The sequence below is a fragment of the Tenacibaculum geojense genome, from assembly GCF_042676005.1.
Lineage (GTDB): Bacteria > Bacteroidota > Bacteroidia > Flavobacteriales > Flavobacteriaceae > Polaribacter > Polaribacter geojense.
On sequence record NZ_JBHTJR010000054.1, the window covers coordinates 71,765 to 85,282 of the forward strand.

General features: G+C 31.9%; 8 protein-coding genes and 1 pseudogene. 5 read left to right on the forward strand and 4 right to left on the reverse strand.

The window, feature by feature from the left end; all coding sequences use genetic code 11:
- Nucleotides 1–78 precede the first annotated feature (78 nt).
- Complete coding sequence (coaD, locus tag ACFQ1U_RS12805; protein WP_386109012.1) at nt 79–531, reverse strand: pantetheine-phosphate adenylyltransferase; 453 nt, start codon at nt 529–531, stop codon at nt 79–81.
- A 13-nt stretch (nt 532–544) separates the two neighbouring features.
- Complete coding sequence (locus tag ACFQ1U_RS12810; protein WP_386109014.1) at nt 545–1,525, reverse strand: D-alanine--D-alanine ligase; 981 nt, start codon at nt 1,523–1,525, stop codon at nt 545–547.
- Nucleotides 1,526–1,637: 112 nt separating this feature from the next.
- Here ACFQ1U_RS12810 and ACFQ1U_RS12815 point away from each other — a divergent pair, with 112 nt between their 5' ends.
- Entirely contained in the window at nt 1,638–2,195 is a 558-nt protein-coding gene (locus ACFQ1U_RS12815; RefSeq protein ID WP_386109016.1) for a PASTA domain-containing protein, read from the forward strand.
- Between the two features lie 66 nt (nt 2,196–2,261).
- A complete protein-coding gene (locus ACFQ1U_RS12820; RefSeq protein ID WP_386109028.1) occupies nt 2,262–3,296 on the forward strand; it encodes an RluA family pseudouridine synthase in 1,035 nt (344 codons plus the stop codon).
- Between the two features lie 162 nt (nt 3,297–3,458).
- Here ACFQ1U_RS12820 and cmk read toward each other — a convergent pair whose 3' ends face one another.
- A complete protein-coding gene (gene cmk, locus ACFQ1U_RS12825) occupies nt 3,459–4,151 on the reverse strand; it encodes a (d)CMP kinase (protein WP_386109018.1) in 693 nt (230 codons plus the stop codon).
- A gap of 54 nt (nt 4,152–4,205) precedes the next feature.
- On the reverse strand, nt 4,206–5,252 hold the full coding sequence (gene porQ, locus ACFQ1U_RS12830; protein ID WP_386109020.1) for a type IX secretion system protein PorQ: 1,047 nt from the start codon (nt 5,250–5,252) through the stop codon (nt 4,206–4,208).
- 230 nt (nt 5,253–5,482) lie between these two features.
- On the opposite strand from porQ, the gene ACFQ1U_RS12835 reads away from it, so the two are divergent.
- The 3 genes and pseudogenes from ACFQ1U_RS12835 to ACFQ1U_RS12845 all read left to right on the forward strand — a co-directional run.
- Nucleotides 5,483–7,633, forward strand: a complete 2,151-nt coding sequence (locus tag ACFQ1U_RS12835; protein ID WP_386109022.1) for a T9SS type B sorting domain-containing protein — start codon at nt 5,483–5,485, stop codon at nt 7,631–7,633.
- 13 nt (nt 7,634–7,646) lie between these two features.
- On the forward strand, nt 7,647–9,530 hold the full coding sequence (locus ACFQ1U_RS12840; protein ID WP_386109024.1) for a PorP/SprF family type IX secretion system membrane protein: 1,884 nt from the start codon (nt 7,647–7,649) through the stop codon (nt 9,528–9,530).
- Nucleotides 9,531–9,565: 35 nt separating this feature from the next.
- Nucleotides 9,566–13,518 (forward strand): annotated as a pseudogene (locus tag ACFQ1U_RS12845) (SprB repeat-containing protein); the annotation flags it as partial.

Consider the following 13,518-nt stretch of genomic DNA (forward strand, 5'->3'; position numbering starts at 1 on the left):
TAATAGAAGAAGATTAGTAACATGTTGAGCTTTTGTAAGAATAAAAGCCCAACATGGAGGGAGTGTGATAATTTGATGTTATATCCTTACAGAATCTGGAACAAGCCCAGTGTAGTCACCATTATTTCTAATAACATCTCTTACTATTGATGATGATATGTAACTTTTTCCCGAAGAAGTTAATAAGAAAACGGTTTCTATTTCTGATAATTTTCTGTTGGTATGAGCAATTGCTTTTTCAAACTCAAAATCAGCAGGATTTCTAAGGCCTCTTAAAATAAATTGAGCATCAATTTCTTTACAAAAATTAACAGTTAAGCCTTCATAGGTTAATACTTTAATTTTAGGTTCATCTTTAAAAGCTTCTTCAATAAATTCCTTTCTTTTTTCTAAAGGAAACATGTAGTTTTTATCGGCATTAACACCAATAGCTATTATTAATTCATCAAAAAGTGTAACGCCTCTTTGAATTATGTCGAAATGTCCCAAAGTTATAGGATCAAAAGACCCAGGAAAAATAGCTCTTCTCATAATGGTTGGTTTGTTAGTTTTTATTGAGTGCGGTTTCTATAGCATTTGTAAATAATTCTTGTAAAGAAATTCCGTGTTGTTTTGCTTGTTGTGGTAAAATACTAGCTTCGGTTAAACCAGGAACTGTGTTCATTTCTAAAAAATGGGGTTCATCATTTACAAAAATATATTCAGATCTTGAAAAACCGCTCATATTTAATACTTTGTATACTTTTTTAGCAATTTTTTTTACTTTTTCTTCTTGACTTTCGGATAATCTAGCAGGAGTTATTTCTTGAGATTTTCCAAGATATTTGGCTTCATAATCAAAAAAATCATTTTCAGAAACTATTTCTGTTATTGGTAAAACCGTTATTTCATTTTGATATTCAATTACACCCACAGAAACTTCTGTTCCGTTTAAAAAACTTTCAATTAAAATTTCAGAATCCTCTTTAAAAGCAAACTCAATAGCCGATTGTAGGTCTTCTATATGATGAACTTTAGAAATACCAAAACTAGAACCTGCATTATTAGGTTTTACAAAACAAGGAAGCCCTAATTTTTCAACTATAGCTTTGTGGTTTATTTCATCTCCTTTATTTAAATATACAGATTTAGCAGTAGGAATTCCATATTGTTTTACTACGCTTAATGTATCTCTTTTATTAAATGTAAGTGCCATTTGATAAAAAGGAGCAGATGTGTGTTTGATTCCTAATAAGTCAAAATAGGCTAAAATTATTCCGTTTTCACCAGGTGTACCGTGTATTGCATTAAATACAGCGTCAAAAACTATTTTTTCATTGTTTATAGTTATAGAAAAATCGGTTTTATTAATAGATGTTTCATGATTGTTATCATTAATATATACCCATTTTTCTTTTAAAATATGTATTCTGTAACCATTATACTTACTAGTATCTAAGTGTTTGTAAACAACGTTTCCGCTTTTGAGTGAAATTGCTACTTCAGATGAGTAACCACCCATAATAATGGCAATGTTTTTTTTCATTGTAAAGTATTAGTATTACAAACTTACCAAAAAAACCGCTTTATGAGTTGTTGTTTTTTAATTAGTATTATTTTTATGCTACATTTGACAAAAAAAATTACACTAGTTTATTATGAGCTTATTTCAGTTTTTAAAAAGTAAAACTTTTCTTATACAAGTAGTAATTGCTATTATAGGATTGTTATTATTTGTTTTTTTATTACAATGGTGGTTAGGTTATACAACAAATCATAATCAAAAAATACAAGTACCAAACTTGCATAAAAAGTCACTACAAGAAGTTGAGGATTTATTAACAGAGTTAGATTTAGATTTTAAGGTTATAGATAGTGCTAGTTTTAATCCAGAATACCCAAAGAAATCGGTTATAGATCAAAATCCAGAGCCTGGAGATTTTGTAAAAGAAAAACGTAAGATTTATTTAACATTAAATCCATCGAAATATAGAGATGTTTTAATTCCAGAATTAAATGGAAAAACAAAACGACAAGCTATTACTCATTTGCTATCTATAGGTTTTAAAGTAGGAGATAAGTTTACATATGTACCAGATATTGGTAAAGACGTTGTAAGAGGTTTACGTTATAAAGGAAAACAAATCGGTTTAGGTGATAAATTACCTAAAAACTCTACCATAGATTTAGTTTTAGGCGACGGAAGTAGAAACTAAAACGAGTTAAAAATAGTTAAATTGGGTCGTGTGCATTACTTTTGCACCGACCCTATTTTATTTTATATGAAAGAAATGAATAACGATATTCAAGAAAACGAAGAATTATACGAGCATTATCGTTTTGTGGCGGCCGAAGGTCAGGAGCCTTTACGAGTTGATAAGTTTTTAATGAATTTTATTGAAAATGCAACCCGAAATAAAATACAACAAGCAGCAAAGGCTGGAAGTGTTTTAGTAAATGATGTAGTTGTAAAATCTAATCATAAAGTAAAACCTAATGATGTTGTTCGTGTTGTATTAAGTCATCCACCACATGAGAATTTATTAGTAGCAGAAGATATTCCTATTGATATTGTTTATGAAGATGATGATGTAATGGTGGTGAATAAACCTGCAGGTATGGTAGTGCATCCTGGTCATGGAAATTATTCAGGAACTTTAGTTAATGGATTAATACATCATATAGAGAATTTACCTAAAAATAGCAATGAACGTCCTGGTTTAGTGCACAGAATAGATAAAGATACTAGTGGTTTGTTAGTAGTTGCTAAAACAGAGTTTGCTATGGCTCATTTATCTAAACAGTTTTTTGATAAATCTACAGAAAGAGTTTATTATGCTTTAGTTTGGGGTTATATAGAAGAAGATGAAGGAACTATAACCGGTCATATTGGAAGAAGTTTAAAAAATCGATTACAAATGGATGTTTTTCCTGATGGAGAATTTGGAAAACCAGCGGTAACACATTTTAAAGTTTTAGAAAGATTAACTTATGTAACATTAGTTGAGTGTAGATTAGAAACTGGAAGAACTCATCAAATTAGAGCACACTTTAAACACATTGGTCACACATTATTTAATGATGAACGTTACGGAGGAGATCAAATATTAAAAGGAACTACTTTTACAAAATATAAACAATTTGTAGATAATTGTTTTAAGGTTTTACCAAGACAAGCACTTCATGCAAAAACCTTAGGCTTTATTCATCCTACAACAGGTGAATCTATGCAGTTTAATTCTGAAGTACCTCAAGATATTCAACAATGCTTAGAAAAATGGAGAACTTATTCTGAGAATTCTAAAAATATAGAATAATAATCTATTTTTTAAACTTTTAAAAACCAATTAATTAAAATTATAAAAAATATTTAATTAATTGGTTTTTATGTTTTTATAATATATTTAAGATTGCTTGAGAATCGTGTATTTTATTTTTTCAATATAAATATGCAGAATATTAAAATCTCAGAAAGTAATTTATTCATTAATTTTTTTATCAACTAAACTTAAAATTCTTTCAAACTGTTCATTTAATCCCATGTCAGAATTATCAATTTCTATGGCATCATCTGCTTTGATTAAAGGAGAATCTTTTCTGGTAGAATCTATTCTGTCTCTTTCTTGAACATTAAATAAAATATCATTAAAAGAAACATCATCGCCTCTGTCAAGTAATTCTTTATATCTTCTAGTGGCGCGTTTATCTGCAGAGGCAGTCATAAATAATTTCAATTCTGCTTCAGGAAATACAACGGTACCAATATCTCTACCATCCATAACTATCCCTTTATCACGACCCATTTCTTGCTGAGAAGCTACTAGTTTTTTTCTAACTTCAGACACTTCAGCAATTTTACTTACTAATTTGGATACGGCTAGAGATCTTATTTCTTTTTCAACATTTATACCGTTTAAATACATTTCGGCAAAACCTAATTCAGCATTAAACTTAAAAGATAATTCAACCGAACTTAAGTCATTTATCAATGCTTCTTTATTGAAAAATTGATGATTGATATAGTTTTTTTGCATGGCAAATAATGTAACGGCTCTATACATTGCACCAGTATCTACATAAATATAATTAAGTTTTTTAGCAAGTTGTTTGGCAATGGTACTTTTTCCTGTAGAAGAAAAGCCGTCTATAGCAATAATGATCTTTTTGTTCATATAATAGTAATATGATGCAAAGATACACTAAGCAATGTTTTTAAACGAAAATTGTTAATATCTTGTAGGTATACTTCCTCTTGGGTTTCTACTGAGGTCTATTTCAAGACTAAAGGTACTTGTATTAGCAGCAGAATGAAATTTAGCATAGGCATAATTTAACTTAATTTTATTCATTTTTAAACCAAAGCCAAAAGAAAGTCCTCCAAAAGAACGCGTGTTTTGTAGTTGAAGCTCTTTACTTCTTCTAAAATTATAGCCAACTCGAAGGTTGATGGCTTTTTTTGGAAATAATTCTGCGCCAATAATTACGTGTCTAAAAGCATTGTCTAAGAAAGAGATTTCCTCATCCGTTGTATTCCCTTCTAAATCTGTAGAACTATTTGAAGGATTTGGAGCAGCAACCTTCCATTTTTGTAAATTATCTAGAGTAACATACCATTTTAAAGGCATGTTTTCTAATTGGTAACTTGCACCTAGCGCAATTTCAAATGGAAGTTTTTCTTTTTGATTGATGAATTTTGATAATTGAAAACCTGCATTTCTGATTACTATAGAAAAAATATATGGTTTGTAAGAATTATTGTATAATACACCAAAATCAAAGGCTAGGGCAGTAGCGTTAAAGTTAGCTATGGTGCTATTTATAAATTTAGCATTAGCACCAACAGTAAAGTTACTATTCGGAATTTTATACGCATATCCACTATTTATTACAATATCAGACGCAGAAAATGTACCTGTTTCGTTTCCTTCTGTATCAGCTGAAATTAAAGTACCGTAATTATTGTATTGAATTCCAAAATATATAGGAGCGCTGTATCTGTTAAATTGATGAACATAAGAAAGTGATCCAACAGATATTCCAGATAAATAACTACTGTAATTAGCTGAAAGTTTTCTGTCCATATCAACATTAATAGTAGCAGGATTCCAGTTTGGTTGATTTACATTATTTAAGAGTGTTAAAGTTTTTCCTCCTAAAGCAATTTGATGAGCCGAAGCGGTAGTGTTTACAACTAAAAATGAATTTTCCCCGCCTGTTTGTGCAACTATAAATGAAGGGATTAGTAAAAAAAAGCCTAAAAGATGTTTGAACATTCAGAAAAAAAATTAACTTTATCGCACAGTTAGTAAAAGTAACGTATTATATTCAAAACTGGTACATTTAACTGTGTAATAAATAAAAAAAGATTGTTAACTTCCTGGTTTTGTTTTAATTAGTTATATTTGTATTGACAATGTACATTAAATAATTTGCAAATTAATAGTCCCCAGCTATTATGTTTAGACATGATCCCTTTTGCCTAAAATTGTTTTTAGGCGCTATAATGCTGTTTTTAAGCGTAGGTGCTAATTCTCAAGAATTACAAGCGCCTGTTCTTAACTTTTCTTTTGCGTGTGGTAGTTCCAGTTCTAATAGTTTTGATTTTGAATTTAGTTTCACAGGCTCAGCATTTAATTCAGACAATGTTTTCATAATTGAACTATCTGATGCTAACGGTAGTTTTGATAACCCTACAAATGCAGGTTCAATAACTGGGGAAAATAATACGTTTGTAGATATACCAGGTTCATTAAACTTACCAGATGATACTTATGGTCAAGGTTATAGAATAAGAATAAGATCCACAAGTCCAGCAAGTATTGGGCCTGAATCTATTGCATTTGAGGCTTATTATCGACCAGATATCAATTTAATTTTAGAAGATGAAGACGGTAATAGAGATATTGTTTTATGTGGAGGTAGTCCTCAGCAAGTATCTTTAAATTATAATAACCCAGATTACGAGTATGTGTGGTTTTTTAATAATAATCAACTTTCTGAAACTTCATCAACTTTAACAATAACACAACCAGGAGAATACTACGCAACATTATCGGCTGGTCAGTGTACTAATTCTTATCCCCCTTCAAATAAAATATTTGTCACTGTAGCAGATATTGAAAATGTGTCTATTGAAGGTGATAATACTGTTCAGATTTGTGCAAATGAAAGTTATGATTTAGTAGCTAGTGTAGATGATGTTAATTATATCTACAGGTGGTATAAGGATAATGAGTTAATTCAGGGGCTTCCTGACTATTTACCTGTTTTGAATACAACAGATGTTAATCAGTATGGAGTATACTATGTTGAAATTTTTGCAGGTAATTGTTCTGCCAGATCTCAAGATGTTACAGTAGAGCCTAGAACAGATGCTGGTTTTGAAGTTGTTTTAGATTCCCCTTCACCAAGAATTATTTTACCCTCAGAAAGTTTTAATTTGCAAGCAACTCATGATGCAAGTAATGCAACTTTTCAATGGTTTAGAAACGGTAGCCCTTTACCCGCAAGAACACAGTCTTCAATGACCGTTAGAGAGTCCGGAGAATATTTTGTTGAAGTTACAGATACTTCAGGTTCATGTGAATTTTCAGTTGTTTCTGAAACCATAATAGTTTTAGATGTAGTTAGTTTTGAAACACAAATAAGATTTGATACCAACTATACTGACTGTTCGGTATCGCAAACAACACTTAGTGTTGTGGGGATAGAAGCTATGGCTACTGATGGGAATTTATATAGCTTGTCTGAATCTCAGTTGACGTTACTAAACTATCAATGGAAAAAAGATTCAAATGATGTGTCAGGAGCTACATTTGAAGAATTAAATTTATCAAGCTATTTGGATAATGGCGTATATGTGTTAAATGCTTCTGTTGGTTTAATAGAATCAGACTCAAATGAACTTCCTGTATTTTTAACTCTTGAAGATGTTGAAATTCAATCTTCATCATCATCAAATAGCATCTGTCCAGGAGGTATGATAACTTTATCAGTTCCAATTGAATCAGGTTTTACATATACCTGGTTTAAAGACGGCGAAGCATTAACTGTTTCAGATCCTTCAAGTATTGAGGTTACAGAAATAGGAATATATTATGTGAGTTTTGATGGTTATGGCTGTCAAATAAATGTACCTGAAGTAGAAATTGTAGAATTTGATGATTCTGTATTAGAAGTATCACCATCAACAACTACAGTTTTAACACCAGGAGAAACAGTAACTATATCAGCTACAGGGGCAGATTCATACGAATGGTATGATGAAGCAGGAAACTTATTGTCAACTACAGAGTCTTTAGACGTAAACACTTTAGGGACTTATACTTTAATTGGAAGAGTTGATGATTGTTTAGTTAAAAAAACAATTGAAGTTGTTGAAGATGATGGTTTAATGATAATACCTAATATAATAACACCTTTTAATGGAGACGGTGTTAATGATACTTGGCAGTTACCGAACAGATTTGCCTACCAACCAGAAGTTCGTGTAATTATCTATAATTCAAATGGTAATGTTGTTGTAAATACAACCGATTATCAAAATGATTGGCCACAAGACAATAATTTAAAAGATGGGATGTTATTCTACTTTAAAGTTATAAAAGATAATAACAATATAATTAAAGCTGGAACCATATCCATATTAAAATAAGAAGGGGAAAAATATGATAAAGAAATTAACTTTATACATACTATTATTAATTACATGCTCGGCATTTGCGCAAACAAGTGGACCGAGTGATCAGTATAATGGATATGCGTCAAGAAGCTACATGAAATTTAATAGCTTTTTAACAGTACCAACATTTTCGGTTATTCATAAAGATAACCAAACAATACAAGCAATTGTTCGTAATTCAAACATTCAATTTGAAGATGCTTCTAGGCTTCATGTTTTAAGTTATTCAGGAGGTAGAAGAGATAATATTGGAGCAGCTGGTGCTGTTTTTCAGCAAGAAGTAGGGGCTTTTAAAGATTTTGGAGCTGTAGCTAATTATGCATACCAAGTACAATTAGGTTCAGCCAGTAAATTAACTTTTGGTTTTAACTTTTTTTACAGTAGAAGAAGTTTAGATAATGGTAAAGTTTTATCAAACGGAACGGATCCTGTAATAAATAATTATCAAGACAAGCCTGTTGTTGTTTTTCAACCTGCAGCTACTGTGTCATTTGGAAAATTTTACGCAGGACTATTTTTGGAAAATTTAGCTGATTTTAATTTAAAAGAAAGTGAGTTTGTAACTGATTTTGCAGAAAAAACTATTTCTGCACACGCGGGCTACAATATGGAACTAAATAATTTAGGAGGATTATTACAAGGTACTACCTTAAGAGGACTAGCTATCGCAAGAAGAAATCAAGAATTAGGATTTAGTTTTGCAGGTAATATTATTGCAGATCTCCCAAAAGCAGGATGGGTTAAATTAGGATATGATAATTACTATGGATTAAATGCAGGATTAGGTGTTAATCTTTCAGATAGGTTAGCTATAGGTTTCTCTTATGAAAAGCAACAAAATTTAGGAGCAACAAATGAGGTAGGCTTGTTATTTAATTTAGGTAGAAGAAAAAGAACAGTTAGAAATTCTGTAGAAACCCGTAAGCCTGATTATAATACTGTGGATACAACAATTCCATCAACTACACCACAGCCAGTTAAAGAAATTAAAGAATATGAAGATCCTGAGCATAATGATTTATCAGATGAATTACAAGTAGCTCAAGACTCTATTAATATTTTAAATAAAAAGGTAGATGAAATTTTAAGAATTCTTAAAAATCAACCACAACCACAGGTTCAAATAATTAGAGAAGTTAAAGAAGCTCCAAAAGAAGAAGCTAACGCTTTACCTGAAGAAATGGATTATTCTTTAGAAAGAAGTAATGCTAAACCATGGAGAGAAAAAACAATTACAAGAACAGGTGGAGGTGCAGGAACCATGTATTATGTTGCCGTTGATCAGTTTAAAGATTTAAATAAAGCTAAAGATTTAATTAAGAATCTTAAAAAGAGAGATATTTCAGCACGATATGTTCGTGATCCAAAGTTTAATACTTATTTTGTATATCTGAAACGTTTTGCTAAAAAAGAAGATGCTGAAGAAATGGTAGATGAAGCAAACGGAGGTCCAAAGCGTTTTGATAATGCAGGTGAAGTTAAGAAAGAAAGCGCCTTAAGTATAAAAATGAAAAAGAGCGGTAGTGATAATATTTATACCGTTAAAATTACCCTAGGAGCTAAAGGCGAATCATATACAGAGCCAAAACCTAAAGCGCCAGCTAGAATAAGAACAATGAAAAAAATAGAAGGTTTAGAAGAAGGTTATTACCTACAAGTAAGTGTAAATGGTAAAAAACCGTATGCAGATAAGTTTGTAGATGAATTGAGGCGAGATGGAATAAATGCCAACTATTTTATCAATCCAACAACTGGTTACCGTCACGTTTATATTCATAAATCAGACAATAGAGAAGAGATTATTCGTTTATATAACAACAATTTAAACGGTAAATATTACGATAGAATAAATATCATTCATATTAAGTAGCAGATAGAATCATAAATCCCCAACTAATGATTATCATGAAGAGAAAAATACTATTGATTTTATTAACCTTTCTTGCATTTTTTCAAATATATGCACAAGAAAAGGGAAATTTATTTGATGATTCTCGTGTATCAAATGAATTAAAGCAGAGTGCTAAACAGCTTTCATCCAATAAAGAAAAGTCTGAAGCTAATAAATTGGTTGACACACCATTTACCAATAGGCTTGGAGATGGAGGAATCAATGTTAAGGGAAATATAACTTTTGTAGGAAATAATATTTTAAGTATTGATGACCCAAGATTTACTTTCATAGGACCTAATGATGATTTTAATTACAATGGTAATTCAAACACGGATATCAGTCTTGGTTATATTGATATAGATGATGATTTAGGGATTCCAGGTAACAATACTACTTTCTCATCTAGTATGTCATCTCTTAATTTACCCAGTTGTTCAAGAGTTGTGTATGCTGGTTTATATTGGGCTGCTATTTATCCTTATGATAATTGGAGTGATGAATCTTCAGGAGTTAATACAAGAGATAATGATTTTAATACCATGAAGTTTAAACTTCCTGGTCAGAATTACCAAGATATTACGGGTACAATTATTTATGATGATGGTGAAGCTACACAATTACCTTATTTATGTTACAGTGATGTAACGAGTTTAGTTCAATCCTTAGCAAACCCAAACGGTGATTACTTTGGAGCTAATATAAAAGCTACTTTAGGTAGAGATTCTGTAGGTCAAAGATTGGGGTCTTCTGCAGGATGGGTAATGGTTGTAATTTATGAGAATGATACAGAGTCTAGTAAAAATGTATCATTATTTGATGGTTTTTCAACAATTGATGGTGTTGTAGATACAGATGTTAATTTTTCTGGTTTTACTACTATACCAACAGGACCTGTAAGAGTTCAATTATTAACTGCAGCTTTAGAAGGAGACAAACCTTTTGTAGGAGATAGTTTTCAAATTAGAAATCAATTAAATAACTACCAGGATATTACTACAGGAGCGAACAACCCTGCAAATAACTTTTTTAACAGTTCTATTTCAAAATATAATAATTTAGATAACAATAGATTACCAAGAAGTACCAATACTTTAGGGTTTGATATTGATCTTTTTACATTAAATAATCCTTCAAATTCTGTAATATCCAATGGTCAAACATCGATAGATGTTAGGTTTACTACTGCACAAGATGCCTATTTCCCATTTTTAAATGCAATGACAGTTGAGATTATTGAACCTAGAGTTCAATTAGTTAAAACTATCGATGATGGTGCAGGAAACGATTTGCAAGGAGCTGATGTTACCTTAGGAAGTGAGTTATATTATGATATAAGCTTTCAAAACGTTGGTACAGATGATGCTACTAACACAATAATAACTGATATATTACCTAAAAATGTAGATTTATTAACTACGACAGCTCCTAATGGACATGTTGCCCCAGACGGAACTAGATTTGATATTGATTTACCACCAGGTGTAACTATTGCTGGTTATGACCCTCCCAGTGCGTTAAATGGTTTTAGAGCAGAATTACGCTTAGCTGTCGATGATAGTTTGGTTGAAGAAAATGGAGCGGAATACCATATAAGAATGCATGTTCAAGTGGTATCTGATTGTAATGAGTTACGAGATGTATGCTCTAATGTAATAGAAAATCAGGCTTTTGCACAATATGAAGGAGTTCAAGGTGGAGTAGTAGTGAATGATGAGCCAAGTTTTGCGGGTATAGATGCCTGTGATTTTGGAGTTGTAGGTTCATCCAATTTTTTAGTTAATGTAGATAATTGTTCGTACGAAAGAGATGTTGTATTATGTGGTCCAGATGTTACACTAACAGCAGGAAGTGGTTTTGAAACGTACGAGTGGTATGATAGTGCTAATAATCTTATAGGAAATACACAATCTATTACTGTTACTCAAGTAGGTACTTACACGGTTGTAAAAACAGCACCTGCATCATCAGGTTGTATTAGTACAGATGAAGTTATAAATGTAATTCCTTTTGGATCGGGTGTCAACCCAGTAACAACTGCTTTAGACAATATTGGAGCATCGTATACGGTTCAAACTTGTCCAAACGACAACTCTCAAGTTGTTGAAATTTATTTATGTGGAGACTCTGATTCTGTTGAACTAGCTACAGGTATCATTGCACCTACAACTGTAAGGTGGCAACAATTAAGTGCAAGCTGTTCACCAGATCCTAATCCAAACTGTCCAACATTAAATAATGCTTGTTGGGAAGATGTTCCTTCTCAAGTAAATGATCCAACAAGAATTTTTACTGATTCAGGGCAATATCGCTTAGAGGTTACTGAACAAGGAGGGTGTTTTGGTAGATTCTATTTCAACATATATAAAGCTAGTGTAACACCAGTTATCACTACCGAAGATATTATTTGTGGTAACCCAGGCAATATAACTATAACTGGAGTTCCATCAAATTATGAATTTGCAATTGTGGGGGCAGGTGATCCTGCACCAGCAGATTCTGCTTATCAACCTTATCCAGGAGGTCAAACTACTTATGTAGAAACAATTACTACTGCTGGAACTTATGATGTTTATATCAGAAATGATCAAACTTCTTGTGTATACTATTATCCTAATTACAATGTAGCAAGTATAGATATTGATGTAGATGTCTCTACGAACGATATTTTATGTTTTGGTGGAACTGGAGAGGTAATTGTTCAAATTAATTCAGCAATACCTGGACCTTACACTTATACTTTATCTGATGGAGCTTCTACAGTGGGAACTTTTGGCCCTACAAGTGACAGAGACCATACATTTAATGTTTCTTCTGGAGGTAACTACACACTAACGGTCACTACTGACGATTGTAGTTTTACAGATAATACCATAACTTTTACAATGCCTGATGAATTGGTATTTAATGTAGTAAAAGAAAAAGATATTGATTGTACGGACGGTGTTATAAACTTAACATCCTCAGGAGGAACTGGAGCAGTATCTTATGCCATTCTATCATATGTTCCTGCAAGTACAGCTACTGACCCTGCGTTTGATTATGGAGATGCAGCTTCTATTCCGGTGACAAATTTTTTCAATTCCTCACCATACACTGTTGCTAGTGGAAGTGAAGGAACATACGAATTTGTAGCTATTGATGAAAACAATTGTGTAGTGTATGCACCAAGTGTAGAGGTATTGTTAGAGCCTGAACTTCAATTTAATGAAAATGTAACACCTGTTTCATGTAGTGGTACTAATGATGGAACTATCAATATTTCAGTTGATGGGTCATCTTTAGGATATACTATTGAATATAGTATAGATGGAGGAACAAATTATAACTTCACGGGTTCATTTACAGGTTTAGCTCCTGGAGATTATACCATAACAATTAGAGCCACAAAAAATGGAAATCAATGTGATTATACTATTTCTCCGGTTAATGTTCCAGCAGCATCAACAATAGATCCAGGTACTGTAAGTTTAACCCAAGATTATACGTGTAACACTTTAGGCCAAATTACCTTTAGTGGTGCTTCAGGTGGAACAGGAACTATATATTACGGAGTTAATGGTAGCTATAGTACTGATTTGATTTATAATAATTTAACTGATGGCGATTATGTATTATCAGTAAGAGATGATAATGGTTGTCCGGTATCTTTAGGAACCATAACTATTGATCCTCTTCCAGTGATACCAGATTTTACTGATTCAGTTACATATAATTGTGATGGTACAGGTAATGTTACTTTAACCCCACCAGCTACACCAGTATTAACCTATGAGTATAGTTTAGATGGGGGTACTACGACTCAGGTATCTAATGTCTTTAGTAATTTACCAGTAGGCGATCATACAATTACAGTATTATCACCACGCGCATGTCCAAGAGACTTTGTTGTAAATATAGCAGCAGGTCAGGAGTTTGGCGGAAGTATTGTAAGTAGTACTAATGTAAGTTGTAATGGTGGAAGTGA

What these genes read in the sequence shown, in the direction of transcription:
- cmk (WP_386109018.1), bottom strand. Translation starts at nt 4,151, where the DNA reads ATGAACAAAAAGATCATTATTGCTATAGACGGCTTTTCTTCTACAGGA.
- coaD (WP_386109012.1), bottom strand. Translation starts at nt 531, where the DNA reads ATGAGAAGAGCTATTTTTCCTGGGTCTTTTGATCCTATAACTTTGGGA.
- ACFQ1U_RS12820 (WP_386109028.1), top strand. Translation starts at nt 2,262, where the DNA reads ATGAAAGAAATGAATAACGATATTCAAGAAAACGAAGAATTATACGAG.
- ACFQ1U_RS12840 (WP_386109024.1), top strand. Translation starts at nt 7,647, where the DNA reads ATGATAAAGAAATTAACTTTATACATACTATTATTAATTACATGCTCG.
- ACFQ1U_RS12835 (WP_386109022.1), top strand. Translation starts at nt 5,483, where the DNA reads ATGCTGTTTTTAAGCGTAGGTGCTAATTCTCAAGAATTACAAGCGCCT.
- ACFQ1U_RS12815 (WP_386109016.1), top strand. Translation starts at nt 1,638, where the DNA reads ATGAGCTTATTTCAGTTTTTAAAAAGTAAAACTTTTCTTATACAAGTA.
- porQ (WP_386109020.1), bottom strand. Translation starts at nt 5,252, where the DNA reads ATGTTCAAACATCTTTTAGGCTTTTTTTTACTAATCCCTTCATTTATA.
- ACFQ1U_RS12810 (WP_386109014.1), bottom strand. Translation starts at nt 1,525, where the DNA reads ATGAAAAAAAACATTGCCATTATTATGGGTGGTTACTCATCTGAAGTA.